Genomic DNA, 17,872 nt, shown 5'->3' on the forward strand with positions numbered 1-17,872 from the left:
TAAATAAATGGCCCTTCATTTCCCATAATGTAAACTTGTAGATTTGCACAAAAAAAGCCGGATTCTCCGGCTTTTCTAAATTTATTGGCTACTCGGCTTGATCAAATAAGGCCAGCAACTCATCAAATTGATTAATTAGAATGTCAGCTCCCGCCAACTCCTGTCCGTCTCCAAATCCGGCATAGGCACAACCAATAACGATCTGACCATTTTGTTTACCTGCCTCAACATCCGAAGAACGATCTCCAACCATCCAGGCCTTTGACACATTATGATTGTCCAGCAACAACCGAACCAGATCCACTTTTGTCTCTGTTTCATACTGGCCTGCACTGTAAAGCCCTTCAAACAACGGGAGAATCCGGTGAGTATCCGCGACTCCTCTCACATAATGTTCCAGACCATTACTGGCAACAAACAGCCTTACTCCTCTACCGCGAAGTGCCTCCAACGTCTCCGGTACAGTGGGATATAATTCGGTAACCTGTCCCTTGAGCCCCTCCAGTTCCAACTCCAGAAGCAGCTCATCTGCACGACGATGTACCTCTTCCCCATGATTCGGGATCACTCTTCTCCAAATTTCCGGTAACAGCATACCCAAGCTGCCCAGGATCAACTCCTCCGGAGGAGTCTCCTCGTGATAGAGCCCCTCTTCGCGCAACCGTGCAAATACTTGATGAAACACAGGGATCAGCAGGGTCTCCGTCTTGAACAAAGTGCCGTCCATATCGAAGATGATCGCATCCGGCCTAGTTAATTTGATATCTTTCTTCCCCATCTCCACATTCCTTCCGTCTCGGTATATAGCCCCATGATATGCCAAACCGACGTTGCTTGTAAACTATAGGCTAGCCAGGTTCCGGCTTGGCCCGTTGCTCCCGGCGAGTCTTGAGTTCTACGAACACCAGCAGAAGTAGAGGCAAGATAATTTCAAAGGGAACTGCATAAATACTGTATATGTAAATGGTCCAATACTGCATTTCCATAATGTTATCGTAAAGCAAATAAGCCAAATAAGTGGTTAGCAGCCCCGCTTGAATGACCACGCTACGATAGCTTTCCAGGCCAAATAGCTTGGCAATTCCCTTGCTCGCAGCCATGAGACAGACGCTTAGCTTCATAAATACACAGATGACGAATACGATGGATACCGAGCCCTCAATTCTTTGAATGAAATCCCCGACATTAATTCTGCCAACCGCCGCGTAGGACGGAAAATAAACGTTATCGATGGTATAAACGCCCAAGACCATAATATTTCTGACCGAGATGAACAGAACCAGCATTCCACCAATGAGCAAACTGTACAGGAAAACCCCTGTTAAGGGTTTCTTGCCTTTAACCGAGGAGATGGCCCCCAGGAAAACAACCGCTTCCGCAAATGGGAAAGAAAAGGCGGAGAAGGTTCCCTTCCAGACACGGGGCCAGCCTTGATCCAAAATAGGCAACAGATTTTGATAGCGCAATTTGCTTAATACCAGCAGAAATACGACCAGCATCGTGACCAGACAAATGTTCAGCAGCATTCTCCCGCTTCTCCCCATGGTCTCAATTCCTGCCCGTACAACGCCAACCGCCAATGCTACCACAAATAACATGGGCACCAGCATCGGTGTTTCTGGCATAGCCTCCGCTTCCATGAATTCGCCGAAGTTCCGCAGTACAAGAGCACCTAGATGAAAGGCATACCAGATATATACCAGGATGAACATCTTTCCGATCCATTTACCAAATACATGTAGCGCAATATCAAACATATTTTGGCCTGGATACAAGGTCAGTACCCGAGCCCACGCCCAATAAATGGGTGCAGCCAAAGCCATCGCCAACAGGATGGAAATCCAGGAATCCGTCTTGGCCTCACCTGCTGCTCCAAGAATCATAGTGCTGCCCATGATATATAGGATCAGAATTGTCCGGGTCTCACCGCGGCTGATCATTTCCTTGTCCATGCATTTCCCTCCCGTCAGTCAATTAAGACCCAAACATCTGGCTGATCCATCGCTCAATTGGCTTGACTGGACTCGGCAGGTCCAGACCACTGGCCAACAGGATGGCTATCGTGAATGAGAATAGACACATTGCACAACTCACGTAGAAATCTCGTTTCGTTCCATTTTTATAATTCTGAACCTGGTCAACGAGTACAATTAGTACATAGGACAAAAGCGTGAGCAGGATCATTTGTCATCCTCCTCAATCAAAATCGGCTTAATGGAGGAAGCTGTATTCTTAATCATAACTTTGGCTTCTACAGTAACCTTGAGTTGCGAGAATCTCTCGTCCCAGTTGGGCTCAAGACTCTTCCACTGCTTAGGCATACGTTCATGAATGATGCGGCCAAATCCAAACACGTCCTGCTTGTATTTCTGTTGAGCGTATCTGATGACCTTCATCATTTCCGTCTCCATGGTTTCTTCTGCCATTTCTTCGACCTCAGTGCGTCCCTTCTCCGTGTAGAAATCTATTTTTTGCAGCACCTCATCCACGGCCATAACGGTATGCGTTTGAACCCGAATCTGTACTTCTCCATCCACGATAACCGGCTTAACCTTTGTTTTATTATTAAAAATTTCCAGGGAAATGCCCGGTTTCTGATTATATCCCCCTAGGGGGACAACTCCACCCTCCAGCTCATTTCGCAACATAAGTACATACTTGGTTTGCAAATAATCCATCTTTCCTAACATTCGGTCCATGTCGAACACAGCTAATCCGTTGATGGAAGCCGTTTCTCTACCATTATTATCCTTCAGGTAAATGACTGGCAGGATGCTGCTGATGCCCGGTGTGTTAATGGTATCCACGAAGTCCCATAGCTCCATGACCGGCGATGCAGACACGCTTTTTTCATTTTTTAAAATATCTTCGATTCTGTACGATATCGGGTCACTGATCTTTTCCTTGGAATCCAGGATCTCTTTGGCTGTCTTCTCGCCCGAAACCAAAACATGGATATCCGATCTTGTTTCTGTATCCCGAATATACCAATCAATTACTTTGGCTGCCCCGCTTCTTGCAATCTCTTCACTCATAATCAGCGATTTGGCATGGGCCCAGTACAATTTCGTCCCCGATTCCGTAATGATGCGGCGGACAATATCAAAGATGGTATGCCCGGTCAGGGTAATCAACTGAGAGCCAGTGTGCATGCTATCATTTCCACCGGTAGGGTCCACAAGTTCTACCGTAAGCACAATCTTGTCGTCCTCTCCCTTATCAATAGCAATGCCGGCCACTGTCGATAATTTATCGACTTCTGCATAGTTCCAACAACCGGTTGACGAAGAGAGTAAGCCAAGGCACAAGAGCCACAAGGTGATTTTTTTCCATCGCATCATGTCCTTCCCCGCCTATCTTGAGACTTTTTTGATTCGCTGCCTTGCCTGAGATAACGGTGCGTGTAGTTTAGTCTGCCACCAAGGAGCACGAAATACCGTATCCTGAATGTCCTCTTCCTTGAACGAACCTACGGTTAGCATGTAGGGAATTCCAAAGCTGCGCAGACTCATCAGATGAATAATTAAGCCCATCATGCCAAATAAGTAGCCATAAATCCCCAGAAACGACGATAACGAGAGCAGAAGAAATCGTGAGAGAATGGAAGCCGCCTTCATCTTAATATTCAGCAAAGTCGTGATGCCGGTGAGACCCACTACGATCACCATCGGAGCACTGACTACCCGCGCTTCTACAGCGGCTTGTCCCAATACAAGGGCACCTACAATACTTACCGCTTGCCCTACGGAAGTGGGAATTCTCGTCCCCGCCTCTCGCAAAATCTCGAACACAATCAGCATCATAAAGCATTCGGCAACCGTTGGTAGCGGCACGGACTGCCTGGCAGCCGCAATGCTTAGCAGCAATGGCGTGGGCATCATTTCCTGATTATAAGTAACCAGTGCAATATAGATCCCCGGAATACTGATTGCCAGAAATTCCCCCAGGAAGCGAATGACCCGATTGAACGAAGCAAAGAAGTAATTGCTGTAGTAATCCTCGCTAACTTGGAAATATTCTATGAAGAGAAATGGAACGGTCAGCGCAAACGGGCTTCCATCCACAAGTATAGCAATACGACCTTCGAGAATTTTCCCTACTACAGCATCCGGCCGCTCTGTATTTCCTACCGTTTCGTAAAGGGAAAGGGGAGTATCCCGAATCATCTCCTGAAGCTGCCCGGAATCAAGCACCGCATCAATATCCAGACGCTCCAACCGCTTAGTAAGCTGCTTCAGGATTTTGGGCGAGACGACACTCTCTACATAACAAAGACAGATGTTGGTATTCGTCGTCTTGCCAAGCTCCATAAATTTAAACTTGAGGTCAGGGCTTGTGATTCTCCGCCGAACGAGAGACAGGTTTACGGTCAGTGATTCTGTAAATGCCTCGCGTGGCCCCAAGACGGCCTTCTCTGTTCCCGGATCGGAGATACTGCGGGTTTGCCAGCCCTGGGTCCCGATAATGAGCACTCTTGCCTGCCCCTCAAGCAGCAGTAGCGTCTCTCCGTACAACAACGAATTAAATATATCCTCCATATGATCCGAGAAGCGAAGATCACCGGCGTCAATCAACCACTCCGTCATAATCTCCATAAACGAATGTCCATCGTGCTCTTCTGCAGGTTGATAACTAAGCACAGGCCTGAGAATGTTATTGCTTAACGTATCGTGGCTGACCATACCTTCGATATATATGACACAGCCAAATACGTAGGACAAGGACGGGTGACGAAAATGACGGATTTTCACTGTATCATCACCAGCAAACGTCCGCTTGAACAAGGCTATATTCTGCTCTACCGATTCATGAAGTCCTTCCTTATCCCGCAATGTTCTCATCCTTTCTTCCTATGCATCTCCTTATGTTATGTCCAAAATAGTCAAAATCATGTTTCGGCCTCATATTTTCCGTTCTTTTCAGCATCCTAAGGGTACACTTAAATCTATCTTTAGGAGGAGAAGCATGGATAACCAACGCCTGAAGTCTTTGATTGACCTGTTATCGCACAGTGCAGATATCGTCCATAAGCCCATAGAGATTCTGGGCCACTCCGGAGTTCTTATTTATATTTCCTCCATCACCGACAGCTTTGCGATTCATGAGTATATAATCTCACCACTGCAAGCTGAAGTCGGGCAAGGGAAAGACTGGGATGATTTTGCCTCCCGACTTGAGGCTGGCACCGCATTCCCCTTGTCCTACACCGAGACCCTGTCTCATACTGAGGCGGCTGATTACGTTGTACTTGGGAGACCGGTACTCTTTATTGAGGGAAGTCCCGCCTTCTATTGCTTTGAGGAAGCCACACAATATCAGAAAAGAGCCATTACAGAATCGCAAAATGAAGTCGTCATTGTAGGGCCACAAGAGGCATTCATCGAGAATATTGGAACAAATTTAGCGTTGTTGCGCCACAAGCTGAAGCATCCTGACCTGAAAATTCGCCAGCTAACAATCGGGGAATACACCAAGTCAGCGACTTGCATCATTTATGTTGAAGGCATAGCCTCTCAAGAGCTTATTGAACAAGTGGAAAGCAAATTGGCCTCTATTTCAACTAAAGGCGTCTTTGGTGCCAGCTACCTGAGCGAAAGTCTGAACACCAATCTTACCTTATTTCCTTTGTTCCAATTCACGGAGCGGCCTGACGCTGTTGCGGCTTCCTTGCTGGAAGGACGTATTGCGATTATGGTTGACGGCACGCCTAGCGTCATGATGGCCCCCATGAGCATGATCTCCCTGTTGCAATCTTCAGAGGACTATTATCAGAACTTCTATGCTGCCAGTTGGATTCGGATCGTTAGGTTTTCCTTTGCCTTGATTGCCTTACTTATGCCTTCGCTATATATCGCAATTACTACGTTCCATCCACAAATCATACCGTCCAATCTACTGATCACTATAGCTTCTGCACGTGAGAATATTCCCTTTTCCGCGTTGACTGAGGCCTTCGTGATGGAGCTTACTTTCGAAGCACTAAGAGAGGCCGGTACTCGAATCCCTAAGCCCGTTGGACAAACGGTATCCATTATTGGCGGGATTGTCATTGGTCAGGCTGCGGTCCAGGCTGGCATCGTATCAGCCCCCATGGTCATCGTAGTCTCCATCACGGGCATCGCTTCCTTTATCATTCCCCACATTCAATTGGGATTAGTGTTGCGGCTTCTCCGTTTCCCCCTGATGATCATGGGTGGAACGATGGGCCTGATTGGCGTATTCGCAGGCACCTTCCTGATTTATGCACATGTTGTATCACTCAGGTCATTTAATACGCCTTATATGGAACCGTTGGCACCCTTGATTCTCGCCGAGTGGAAGGACACCTTCTTCCGCTTTCCATTTCCGACAAGAGCTACGGAAAATCTGCCCTTTAATCCAAAACGCAATCCTAAAGGAGCCGGAAAATAATGAAATATCTTCAATGTGCGCTAATTTTGCTGGTACTCGTTACATGCACGGGATGTTGGTCCAAAATCGAATTGGATGAATGGGTATTTGTATACGGTCTTTTTATCGATGTGGGGGATCAGCCGGGAACGTTAAAAATTTCTATCAGCACCCCCTTGCCTAATCACTTTAATAACGGGGAACAGTCTGGAGGCAATGGTCCCGGCGAGAAGCCCTATGCCATAATTAGCAAAACCTCGGATACCATCCCCAACGCCATGCTACTTATTCAAGAGGATATGACGCGCAGGCTGAATCTGTCAGAAATCCGGGTTATTGTCATAGGCAAGAAATATGCTGCTTCAGGAATTTCCGACCTGCTGGAATGGATCAAGCGGGAATCTTCCGTTTCTATGGGAGCCTACATGCTGACGGCTGACAGCATCAGTGATGTTGCCCAGTTAACTCCCGTCTATGAGCAATCGCCAACCCAAGTGCTGACGAGCTTTGCCTCCCAAAGACATATGATAAATACTACGGCCCGAGATTGTCTTATTTCCAATGCTGCAGAGTATGGCTTCCCGCTTACCCACTTATTCTCCAAGAAAGTCCCTTCTGAGGATCAACCTGGACAAACATTAAATTGGACGGGCATTAGCGGAGTTACGCTATTTAATAAAGAAAAAATGAAGGGGCAGCTAGGCATTGAGGAGGGCAGGGGGTTGGCTTGGGCATACGGAAAGCTACAAAACCCTATTTATTCCATCGTCTGGGATGGGGATAAGAGTCGTGCAAGCGCCTTGTTCACCCAATCTTCCTCCAAATATGAAGCTAAGCTGGAGGATGGGTATCCTGTATTTACTATTCGGATTATGGGGAGAGCCAGTTTAAGTAAAATACGGGATGTAAAAAAGCGGGATTCGATGCAACTTAGTGCGATTATTATCGAAAGGCTTAATGAGAGGATTGGCAAGGACGTAGAACGAGCGATGCAAGCCACACAGGAGGCCTCCGCAGACGTGCTCCGATTGGGCGAGATGCTGGAATGGAAGTATCCGGACTACTGGCAAGCCAACCAACAAGATTGGGAGAAAATCTATAAGGAAGGGACAACGATCAGGGTCATTACTGATTTTAAAATTAATGATTTCGGCAAGCAAACTCAAGATTCGTAAGGAGGGAAAGCATGGAAATGCGTACGACGCCTTGGCAACTGTTTCGCTTTGGGTTTGTCTATTTTAATTCCCAGTCCACTGTGTTTCTGGTGCCTGCCTTGCTGGCAAGTAGTACCTACAATGCGTGGATGGGGGTACTGGGAGGATATCTGCTCAGCTTAATGTTATTGGGGACGATGATTTATATTGGCAGCAGGTATCCGGAACAACCCTGGCTTCAATTCGGCAAATCGCTGATGGGCAAGTGGCTGCACGGCGTCTTTGTCATACTCTTGCTGGCTTGGTGTGTATACTACACTTCATATGACATCCAAAGCTTTGTACTGTTCTTCGGATCCAATTATCTGAGAAATACCCCACCCTGGTTCCTTCAGGCGTTAATCGCACCTATCATCATGTACACGGCCATGCGCGGCGTGAAGAATATCATCTATATGGCTGACGGTCTGTTTGTTCTTATTCTGGCCTCAACCACATTAATATTGCTTCTGTTTACCCAACAAGCCAATTTTAATATGTTAAGTGCGCTTCAATATCATCTACTCCCCTCTTCAGAGCTATTCGAGAATAGCTTGACTACATTTTCCTGGTTCGCAGAGTGGATGGTATTCCTGTTCATTGTTCCTGACCTTAAGCTGGATAAGAACGCACTGAAGAGCCTATTCGCCGTGGCCAGCGTCCTAAGCTTGCTAGTCATCACCGGGTGGTTATTGGCTCTAATGAATTTCGGACCTCAATTAGCCAGCCAGTTCCAGTACCCTTATTTGGAAATTATACGCAGTATGGAGCCGGATAGCATTTTATCCAAGGTGGCCCCCTTGATCATCGGAATCTGGACCACCTCCATGTTTATTCATAGTTCTTTTCTGATCTATGCCGCCTCCCGCTGTGCTACTTATTTCACTAAAGCCAAAGGACATCGGTTCTTCATTGTACTGATGACGGTATTTGCTGTATGTATCGCCTTCTATTACTCTAATAATCTGTCACTTTATCAGAAGCATTACTACTCTATGGAGGTGGTGATTATCTGGATCGTTGTTGAATGCATTCCCGTTTATTATACTGCCGTCTATCTAATTGGATTGCTTCGCCATGGCAAGAGTCTCCGATTGTCGCGGCGTTAGGGCGGAGCGATTAATGAGAGCAGAAGATTTGCTTCAACATATTTCCATTGAAATCTTTAACACTAAAATGTCCGTTGTGCAAAATTCCGTAGGAATTAGGATGGTTCTCCTTAGGCAAGGCTATCGAGCCCGGATTAAGCAGGTGTATGCCTTGCTGGTTGCATTCGGCTACGGGGACATGAGTATGCCCTTGGATAAAGATATCGTTCTTCCTTAGAGGCGGAAGTTGCTCCATATGATACCCATGCCCATGCGTCACATAAATACGCATACCGTCAACATACAGCATGGCATAATCTGCCATCATCGGAAACTCCAGCAGCATCTGGTCCACCTCGGCATCACAATTTCCGCGAACGGCCACAATGTTCTGCTTATGTAAGTTCAACATTTCTACTACCTGCTTCGGATCATATCCCTCAGGCAGGGGATTTCTGGGACCATGATACAAGAAATCTCCCAGCATTACCAGTTGATCTGGCTGTTCCTCCTTCGCCTTCTCCAACGCCCGTTCCAGCCAAGTTGCAGACCCGTGAATATCGGATATAAACATGATTTTCATATTCAATTTCTCTCCTCATCATTTATGTATTTAAGGAAGGTAATGAACACTGGCGAGCCGATATTCACCTTCCTTTCTCAATAACTCAGCAAAAAGACGCCCCTCTTACCGGAACGTCTTACCTATGCCCTCAGCTTACTTTACAAGTGTATATCCCTCGCTTGATATCTTGAACAGATTCCTCAAGCCGGAGGTAATATAAATTTTGTCATCCTTGGTAATGAAGATGGCTTCAGAGTCATCCTCCCGGGCTTCCATGTACTTCAGTCCATCCTCTAGCCCCAGCACATACACGTACGTGGACAAGGCGTCCCCTGCGGTAGCTGAATCTGTCAGAATCGTCACACTTTTAAGTTCATTCTGTGCCGGCGCTCCGGTCCGTGGGTCGAGAATATGATGATACATCACTCCATCTTCCACAAAATAACGTTCGTACACGCCAGAAGTCGTGATGATCTGATCATTAAGACGAATAGTTCCCACGGAGATACCACGGGAACTGTCCGGGTCTTGCAGACCGATATTCCAGCTATCTCCATTAGGCTTGGCGCCCATAGCAATAATAGAACTTCCTCCCAAGTCAATCAGCGTACTCTTTACGCCTTCTTCACGGAGGTAAGCAGCAATTTCGTCGGCTGCGTAGCCCTTGCCTATCGCACCCAGATCAAGGATAGTACCCGGGCGCTTCAGGTAAACTGTACTTTGAGTCTCATCCACCACGATATCCTTGTAGTTGACCAGCGCCAATTCACGCTGCAAATCCTCCTGAGCCGGGACGTGAGCTCCCTCATGCCCAATGTCCCAAAGGTCCACCAATCCCCCAACGGTAGGATCAAATAGCCCGTCCGCTTCTTCCGCGTAGGCAATGGATCGCTTCACCACCTCAAGGGTATGAGCGGATACCTTCACGGCTTGCTTGCCAGCCTCCTGATTCACTTTATACAACTGGCTGGTCTCAAGGGTGCGACTTAACTCATCATTCAGCTCATTTAACATTTCATCAATATGATTGAGATGCTCTTCCCCTTTGGCATCCTCGTACAATTTGACGCTCACAACCGTATCAAAAATATAATACTGTCTGGACACCAGCTCTAATGCCGGTTCTTGCTTGCTTGCATTCTTTCCGCAGCCGGATAGCATGACAGCAACCAGGGCAACTAACGCCAGGGCAACCGCACCTCTCCGCAAATACCGTGTTAATGACATTCTTTCACCTCGTTCAATAATTCCACGCTTCTGTGGTGTCTTGTCGTCAATACGTTGTATTGTATCCCCATTGTCCCCAAGTAGTCCAGTAAGTTAATCACCGAAATTTTAACTTAAAGACAAAGTAGTTATACACGTATTATCTGTGTCAAACGTGGAAATTTGCGACTCGGCCGTCTTGCCTTCATATTCAATAGTCATACGATAGGTTTGCTCGCGCGGGAGCCAAAGGTCGATAAACCCGTTAGCTTCTGATTTCATGACTTGATCAACCACAGCATTACCCTCCAGGTCCGTAACCGTAACCTGAAATTCCTGCTCCGTTAATTCCCCCTGGCAACCCGTCAGACTGTGAACCTGACAAGGATGGGTTTGATCCATATATGGGGCCACGGATACAAAAAACTCCTCTTGAGGCAACGCGTACACCTTCTCATCAGCACTGCCCCCGTTCACAATCAACTCCCGCGGAGTAATCGACGCCGACTCAGCCGTCAGCTTCCCTACACTATAATCATGAACCATTTGCTTAATGCTTTGCGTGTCCAATACATTCTGGTCTGCCTGCTTCTCCGGTCCGTTGAATAACAAAAATCCACCGATGGCAGCAATTACAACGCCCCCAGCCCCAAGTAACATCATTTTATTCTTCATTTTATGGTGGCACCCTTTCTATAGAAAGAAATCATCCAAAATCTGTACGAAACTGCCCCGATTATACCATAGGTTATATTTGGGAAGCTATTTGTTACTTCCACTCACAAGTCAATACATGAAACAATTATGGCAATATATTGAAAGCGAAATCGTATATACAAAAAACACCTAAAAGATAATCCTCACTATCTTACGATAGATAAGACCAATCTTGAAGGTGTTTGTGTTTCATTATAAAATCCTCTGAACTGAACTACAGGGTCTCCCACTGAGATCGGAAGAACAGCTTGTAGATGCGGCGCCAGGCTATTTTGATCAGCATGTATACCGGGATGACTACGATCATGCCGATAATGCCAAACCAGTTGCCGCTACCCAGCACAAGCAAAATTGTGGTTACTGGATGAATGTCCAGCTTCTTACCAAACACATACGGCGAAATCACATTATCCTGAATTTGCTGTGCTACCAGAATAATGATCAAAGCCCATATGCCCGTAGATGGAGATTCAATCAAGCCAATGATCACAATCGGAATGGAAGAGATAATCGCCCCAAACAAAGGAATAAAATTCAAAACGATGGCTACCGTTGTCAATAGCAACGCATATGGGAGACCGATAATTAAAAAGCCTATAAACATCAGCATTCCCAAGGCCACATTGACGATGACCCGGCCGATAATATAATCGTTTAAAGCTTTATCCATTTCTACAGCCGCACGAAGCGTCTCCTTCCGATAGCGCTTGGGAGACAGCTTCACCAGACTCCGCTTAAAGTTATGGCCTTCCTTCAACATGTAATACATCAAAATAGGGAACGTAAACAAAACAATCGCGAATTGAGAAATAAAGGATACAAATCCCGAAATATAGTTGCTCAAGAATGAAATTCCTTGGCTAAGATACGCAGTAAAGTTCGATGCCAGGTCAGAATCTGCCGGAATAATCGAAGCCAAGAGAGGCGTCTCTCCCAACTTGTTGAGCTGAACATCAAGCATATGAATCAATTGTGGGATATTCTGTACCAGAGTAATAAGCTGGTCCCGCAGCATCGGCCATACCCCAGCAATAAACCCGACCGTTATAATGGCCAGTGCCACATAAATGATAAGAATCGCCAAGGATCGCTTGATCTTGTGAGCTTCCATGTAACTTACTACAGGACGTAGCAGGTAGTAGAAGAACCCCGCCAACAGAATGGGGATGGATATGGCCCCGATAACAGCACTCACAGGGAGGAAAAAGGGTTTTACTAAAGAAAACACATACACAATAGCTAACAAGATCAAAATAAATTTAGCAGCACGAGTCCATTTCTCCAACAGGTTAATAATCATCCACACCTAACTTTTAAAATATGCCAAAACTTTGTTGATCTCATTATACTATATGGATGATTCAAAAATAAAATAATCTATGATGATTCCTCGTCCTCAAGTTTCTGCCGATCTGTGTAGCGCTCGCTTCCCACGAACAATTTCCCCCGATATTCGAACGGGGAGACTCCCTCAAGCTCCTTGAAAACACGAGAAAACTGCCTGGTGTTCTCAAAACCAACCGCTGCACTGATCTCCGATAGCTTGAGCGATCCCATCCCAATTAATTCCTTCGCCTTGTGAATTCGCACCTTCTTCAAGTAGGTAACAAAGCTTTCTCCCGCATAAGTTTTGAAGGCTTCGCTAAAGTAAGAGTAATTCAATGAAACGTGGTTGCTTACCATCGCCATGTTCAACGGGCGATGGTAATTGTTCTCGATGTAGGCGACCGCTTCTCTCATATCTCCATGCTCACTATGTGCTGAACGGATCTCCTTGATATATTCGTCCAGATTGAAGAGCAGTTGCTCCAAGGAACGGAAATAATCATGAAAATGACGGAAGTTGGATAAGTCTCCTACCTTGCGGTACAACTTGATGACTTCCACAGAGGCCTCTCCATACAAACGGAACACCTCATCAAGTACCTGTTCATTCATTTGCTTGCTTACCGCTTCTAAATAAGAGATGTCCACGTTTGCCAGTTGATCAATCCGGAATATCTGATGGAGCATCGGTCCGATTTCCTTTTCCCGATTGGTTCCCAGAATGTTCCCCAGCTTGCGTATCTCTTCCTTGGGTATCGCAAAGAACGGGCGGTCACTGGGTAGTTCGGCGAACCAAATCAGACGTGTCTTGGGATAAATAAACGTATAACTCAAGGAGGCACTGGCTTGTTTGTATCCATGGGCCAGATCCGTTAGCTGACTGCCTTCTTGGCTCACGCCAATCAGCAATCCATCAAGCTCCTTCTCGTCAGCCAGCAGCGACAATTCAGCAAATTTCCGTTGCGGTCCTCCAATCAGCACCACTCTGCCTTCACGATCAAGCAGACAGGTATCGAGCCGCCCTCCCACACTTTCAAACATATGCTTGGCCAGCGACTGGAGTTCCTCCTTCTTCATCCGGCTACCATCCTCATATTTATAAGTCAATACAGCCACAGAGAACGGTAATCCATATCGGTCGAAGCCAATTTCTTTACTCCATGCCTCTATATCTTTGTCCGTAAAATCTCTTTGCTGTAGCAGTTCTTGTAACCGTGCAAGTTGAATCTGCAAGCGGTAGGTTTCTGTAATCGCCAATTGTTCGACTACCTCGGAGCGTTTGGCCAACTGTTCCCCACACTTGGAGAGTGCCCCAAACAATTCATCTCGGCGAATCGGCTTGAGAAGATAGTCCATCGCTTGATAATGGATAGCGGCTTTGGCATACTCAAAATCCTCATAACCGCTTAATATGATGATCAATGGGCGGCCACTTTGCCCCGATGGCAATGGCTCTGCCGATATTCTCTCAATCAGGGTAATGCCATCCATCACGGGCATACGAATATCGGTAATGATGATGTCCGCGCCCTCTGTCAGATACATCTCAAGCGCCTCAGCCCCTTGAGTAGCCGTGATAATCTCGTATTTATCTTGAAATTCGCGTTCGATCATGGTTTTCAGGCCTAAGCGAATATTTTTCTCATCATCCACGATGATCAGCTTGGTCATTTCTGTCAACCCTCCCTGCTAGCATTACCTTAGGTATAATCATGACAACCTGAGTAAAATGTCCTTCCCTACTTAAGACCTTCAAACCGTATTCCTTGCCATAGTAAAGACGAATGCGCTCCTGCACATTCCGTAGTCCAATACCCTGCTGCTTTACTTCCTGTCCCGAGCGGCCAGAGAATTTCACATTCATCCCTACCGTATCCAGCCGATGATTAAGCTTGAATAGAGTATCCTCATCCATTCCCCTGCCGTTGTCAGTTACCGTAATACGGATGTCCGCTTCCTGCCAATCCTCAACCTGGATGGAGATTTCCCGCGCCGTAGCCTCTTCCCCGGTCCATCCATGCTTTACCGCATTCTCCACAATGGGTTGAAGCGACATTTTCAACACCTCAAGCTCCAGATCATCCTCAGGAATATCAAGCTGCAACTGAACAGGTGTGTCGAAGCGAATATTCATCACTTCCGTATAGTTCTGAATATGCCTGATTTCATCTCGCAGCTTCACATATTCGCCGGACCATTTGAAATTGTATCTCATCATCCCGCCCAATGAGGTTAACGCATCAGAGATCGTTCTTTGGTTCTCAATTTCGGCCAGCATCTTGATGTTCTCCAACGTATTATATAGAAAATGCGAATCAATCTGGTTGTGCAATGTGCGAAGTTCGGCTTCCTTGGTTAACGCTTGCTTATATACGGCTTGCGCTACCAAGGTATTGATGGTGTTCATGAGTTTGGAGAAATGATGCGCAAGTTCTCCAACTTCCCCGCCTCCGCGGATAGTGATTCCGTTGTAAGTCTCTCCGCGCCGGGCCTTCTTCATCTCCTCGGTCAGTAGACGAAGATTTTTCAGGATAAAGGCATTAAGTACATAAGCAATGATTGTCACCATAGTAATAAACACAATATTGGCGCCAATTAATAAATTCCGTGTATGAGAAATTTCCTCTAATACACCGTCCATTGAGACAATATTGAATAAATCAGCATTGATGCGCTCAATGGGTTGGTGGAGTAGAAGAAATGATTTTCCATTCTCCGTGTAATCGATATCCCAAATTCCTGTATCCTTATAGCTCTGAAGACGCTCCTTAATCGCCTCACCCATGCTTGGGTACTTTGCCAGCAAAGAGTTATGCTCCAGCGTAAAGATTTGGGCTTCGCTATCCATAATCAGCATTTGTGATTGGTTGTCCTGAATCGCCGAGTAAGTCCTCGGGCTAAATTTCTCCAATAGCATATCTACCTGCACCATGCCCACATGATGGTTGGCGGGAATACTCATCTCACGCAGCAGCGACACTTTAGGTGCTCTGCGGGGGGGCTGTCCCTTATAACGCTCTATAACATCCGGGTCATTGTACTGGAATGCCCAGGATTCCATTCCCTTCATTTCCACGGCTTTCTGATACCAAGGTTCATGAGCCACTCGGCTTTCTCGGAAGAAAATTGGCCATATTTCCGAAACGTTGCTGCTGGAAAACAAGCGCAGATGCTCTACGTTAGGATTGTAATACTGGATGCGCGTCAGATTCTTAAAACTGTTATTGCTGAAATCCACCAAGTATGCTGCATCGGGCTCAATGGTATTGGCCAGATACTCCCTCACATCCAGATCATCATAAGCAACCTGAACTGCCCGAACCATGGACTCGATTTGGGTATGAATATGGAGCTCTTCCATATCCAGCAAGGACTCGTTCTTCTCCTTGGCATCGCGAACATACATGTTATTGATTGCTTGATACGAATAAAAGGACACCATCAAGCTGGGTCCTAAGATAATAAAGATATAGGCGGCGATCAGGCGGCTCTGCAGCGAGCGACGTCCAAACCAATACATAAATGAATCCCACAGAGCGATCCAGCGCTTATTCTTCATACAGGTGATAACTCCTTTTTAAAAGCCCAAAAGCCCGCAGTTTGCGAGCTTTTGGGCTTGGCTATGACTACATGCCAAGCTTCTTCTTGTTCTCTTCATATTTCGTTTGTTGGAACGCCATGACCTTATCCAGGCCAAGCTCTTCTTGCTTCTTGATGTAATCATTAAATATCTTATCAAACTCTGCTTCAGACGATGCCATCAGCAGCTTCGGCAATGTCTTGCCGCGCAGGTCTTTGATTTTACCAAGAATAATGCCTTCATCGGAGTTAGCTAACGGATCAATCAGGTCAAATTCCGAGTTACTTACCGTCTTGCCGATTGTCCAGTCCTCCAATTGTTTGTAGGGTTCAACCGCTTTAGGTGCCCATTGTTGCGTGATGTTTGTATTTTGCATCATCCAGAAGGTGAAAGAAGATCCATATTGCTTGTCGAATGCGGCACGATCAGCATTCATAAGCTCGAACGCTTCAGGAAGAAATTGGTCTACGCCGTCAATTGTATCATAGCTCACACCTTTTTCACCAAGGAAAAGATCCTTTTGTCCTTCTTCACTGTTCAGGTAGCTCAAGAATTTGATAGCCCGAGCCTTATCCTTGACATCCTTGGAGATCAGCGTTACTGTCCACCCCGAGATGCCTGGTCCGTTCAGTCTAGGTGCATCCAGATTTGTATTAGCGGGGCCATCTACAGCGATGTAAATCTTGTTAGGGTCCTTTTGATACAAGGTTCCAAGCTGTGCAGCAAAGTCTGTACGTTGATACAACATGGCAAAGTAACGACCTTGCACAATTTTCTCTTCCATTTGAGCTCGCTTGTCAATAAAGATATCCTTGGCCAACAAGCCATCCTGGTTCGCTTGACGCAAGGTCTTCAACCAGCGTACATACTCTGGATCCGTCTCGCGGTTATATAACTTGCCATCTTTTTCTCTAGGAATGGCCAGGAAGTTCTGAATGTAGCCTTCCAGCGAGTCGTTACCTGTTGGCGTAAATTCATGCAAGCCCAACGGAATCATTGGCTGCCCGTCAATTTGCGGGAACTTCTCCTTGGCTGCCTTAAGCGCATTCAGGAACCCTTCCGGTGTACGCATGTCCGGGCTACCGATTGCTTCATAAATATCCTTCCGTACGACAAAGGTTTGGTTGGATACGTAGGTATCGCCAAATTGCTCGTAATCCTTAGGCGAGGAAGAGGAGTTAGGATAGCCGTAAACATTACCATCCTCCTGCGTATACCAGTTCAGCTTATCCGGATCGGATACTTTGAAGAAGTAAGGATCGTACTCTTCAGCCAACTTGTTCAGTGGCAGAACGAGATCGCCTTCAATCATTTTCTTAACGCCGTCTTCATACCAGCCGAGGGTGATAAAATCAGGCAATTTACCAGAAGCAATCAGCGTGTTCAGCTTCTCGTTCTCATTACCGGCAGGGACGATGAAGTTAATGTCGACGCCCGTCTTCTTCGTTACATATTGAGAAGTCGGGTCCACTCCCCATTTATTCGGGAACCAAGCAAAGTTCAAATACCAGTCAAACGTGATTGGAGCAGTGTCCGACTTCCAACCAGGTTCATCAGCAGATGGAGGAGTCACCGTTTCGTTGGATGAAGGTGTGTTCCCCGACGTATTGTTAGCGCTTTCGTTTTTGGCATTATTATTTCCGCCGGAACAAGCTGCCAGAGAGAACACCATGACGGCTGCCATTAGCAGCATCATCATTTTTTTGGACTTGCTTTTCATGCCCATGCTTTTTACCCCTTTTCTGAATTGATTAATAGTTAATTGCTATAATATGCAACCCCATAGCCGCCGTAAGGCGGCCTGGAG

At 46.4% G+C, this 17,872-nt stretch carries 15 protein-coding genes; 3 read left to right on the forward strand and 12 right to left on the reverse strand.

What is annotated here, in order from left to right:
- Nucleotides 1-88: 88 nt before the first annotated feature.
- The 5 genes from AC1VOR_RS05160 to AC1VOR_RS05180 form a co-directional block, all read right to left on the reverse strand.
- Complete coding sequence (locus AC1VOR_RS05160) at nt 89-778, reverse strand: HAD family hydrolase (RefSeq protein ID WP_482616205.1); 690 nt, start codon at nt 776-778, stop codon at nt 89-91.
- Nucleotides 779-848: 70 nt separating this feature from the next.
- Nucleotides 849-1,952, reverse strand: coding sequence for a GerAB/ArcD/ProY family transporter (locus AC1VOR_RS05165; protein ID WP_482616206.1), 1,104 nt, complete (start codon nt 1,950-1,952; stop codon nt 849-851).
- A gap of 22 nt (nt 1,953-1,974) precedes the next feature.
- Nucleotides 1,975-2,184, reverse strand: a complete 210-nt coding sequence (locus AC1VOR_RS05170; RefSeq protein ID WP_482616207.1) for a hypothetical protein — start codon at nt 2,182-2,184, stop codon at nt 1,975-1,977.
- Nucleotides 2,181-3,341 (reverse strand): Ger(x)C family spore germination protein, encoded by a 1,161-nt coding sequence (locus AC1VOR_RS05175; RefSeq protein WP_482616209.1) that lies wholly within the window; start codon nt 3,339-3,341, stop codon nt 2,181-2,183. Before AC1VOR_RS05175 ends, AC1VOR_RS05170 begins: the two co-directional genes overlap by 4 nt.
- A 12-nt stretch (nt 3,342-3,353) precedes the next feature.
- Complete coding sequence (locus AC1VOR_RS05180) at nt 3,354-4,841, reverse strand: spore germination protein (RefSeq protein WP_482616210.1); 1,488 nt, start codon at nt 4,839-4,841, stop codon at nt 3,354-3,356.
- A 124-nt stretch (nt 4,842-4,965) separates the two neighbouring features.
- Here AC1VOR_RS05180 and AC1VOR_RS05185 point away from each other — a divergent pair, with 124 nt between their 5' ends.
- From AC1VOR_RS05185 to AC1VOR_RS05195, 3 genes are read left to right on the forward strand one after another with little or no spacing between them, the layout of a single operon-like run.
- The gene (locus AC1VOR_RS05185) at nt 4,966-6,411 is read left to right on the forward strand and encodes a spore germination protein (protein WP_482616212.1); all 1,446 of its coding nucleotides are present in this window, start codon (nt 4,966-4,968) and stop codon (nt 6,409-6,411) included.
- Complete coding sequence (locus tag AC1VOR_RS05190; RefSeq protein WP_482616213.1) at nt 6,411-7,565, forward strand: Ger(x)C family spore germination protein; 1,155 nt, start codon at nt 6,411-6,413, stop codon at nt 7,563-7,565. Before AC1VOR_RS05185 ends, AC1VOR_RS05190 begins: the two co-directional genes overlap by 1 nt.
- Before the next feature lie 11 nt (nt 7,566-7,576).
- Complete coding sequence (locus AC1VOR_RS05195; protein ID WP_482616215.1) at nt 7,577-8,692, forward strand: GerAB/ArcD/ProY family transporter; 1,116 nt, start codon at nt 7,577-7,579, stop codon at nt 8,690-8,692.
- Between the two features lie 10 nt (nt 8,693-8,702).
- On the opposite strand, the gene yfcE is transcribed toward AC1VOR_RS05195, so the two are convergent.
- The 7 genes from yfcE to AC1VOR_RS05230 form a co-directional block, all read right to left on the reverse strand.
- On the reverse strand, nt 8,703-9,254 hold the full coding sequence (gene yfcE / locus AC1VOR_RS05200; protein ID WP_482616216.1) for a phosphodiesterase: 552 nt from the start codon (nt 9,252-9,254) through the stop codon (nt 8,703-8,705).
- Between the two features lie 135 nt (nt 9,255-9,389).
- The gene (locus AC1VOR_RS05205) at nt 9,390-10,463 is read right to left on the reverse strand and encodes an FAD:protein FMN transferase (protein ID WP_482616217.1); all 1,074 of its coding nucleotides are present in this window, start codon (nt 10,461-10,463) and stop codon (nt 9,390-9,392) included.
- 108 nt (nt 10,464-10,571) lie between these two features.
- Nucleotides 10,572-11,117 carry a CueP family metal-binding protein gene (locus AC1VOR_RS05210; RefSeq protein ID WP_482616219.1) on the reverse strand — a complete coding sequence of 182 codons (546 nt, stop codon included), beginning with the start codon at nt 11,115-11,117 and terminating at the stop codon, nt 10,572-10,574.
- 256 nt (nt 11,118-11,373) lie between these two features.
- The gene (locus AC1VOR_RS05215) at nt 11,374-12,459 is read right to left on the reverse strand and encodes an AI-2E family transporter (RefSeq protein ID WP_482616221.1); all 1,086 of its coding nucleotides are present in this window, start codon (nt 12,457-12,459) and stop codon (nt 11,374-11,376) included.
- A gap of 77 nt (nt 12,460-12,536) precedes the next feature.
- On the reverse strand, nt 12,537-14,156 hold the full coding sequence (locus tag AC1VOR_RS05220; protein ID WP_482616222.1) for a response regulator: 1,620 nt from the start codon (nt 14,154-14,156) through the stop codon (nt 12,537-12,539).
- Entirely contained in the window at nt 14,131-16,044 is a 1,914-nt protein-coding gene (locus AC1VOR_RS05225; protein WP_482616223.1) for a cache domain-containing sensor histidine kinase, read from the reverse strand. Before AC1VOR_RS05225 ends, AC1VOR_RS05220 begins: the two co-directional genes overlap by 26 nt.
- Nucleotides 16,045-16,111: 67 nt before the next feature.
- Nucleotides 16,112-17,791, reverse strand: a complete 1,680-nt coding sequence (locus AC1VOR_RS05230) for an extracellular solute-binding protein (RefSeq protein WP_482616225.1) — start codon at nt 17,789-17,791, stop codon at nt 16,112-16,114.
- Nucleotides 17,792-17,872 lie beyond the last annotated feature (81 nt).

The organism is Paenibacillus sp. 1SOY10, assembly GCF_056836745.1.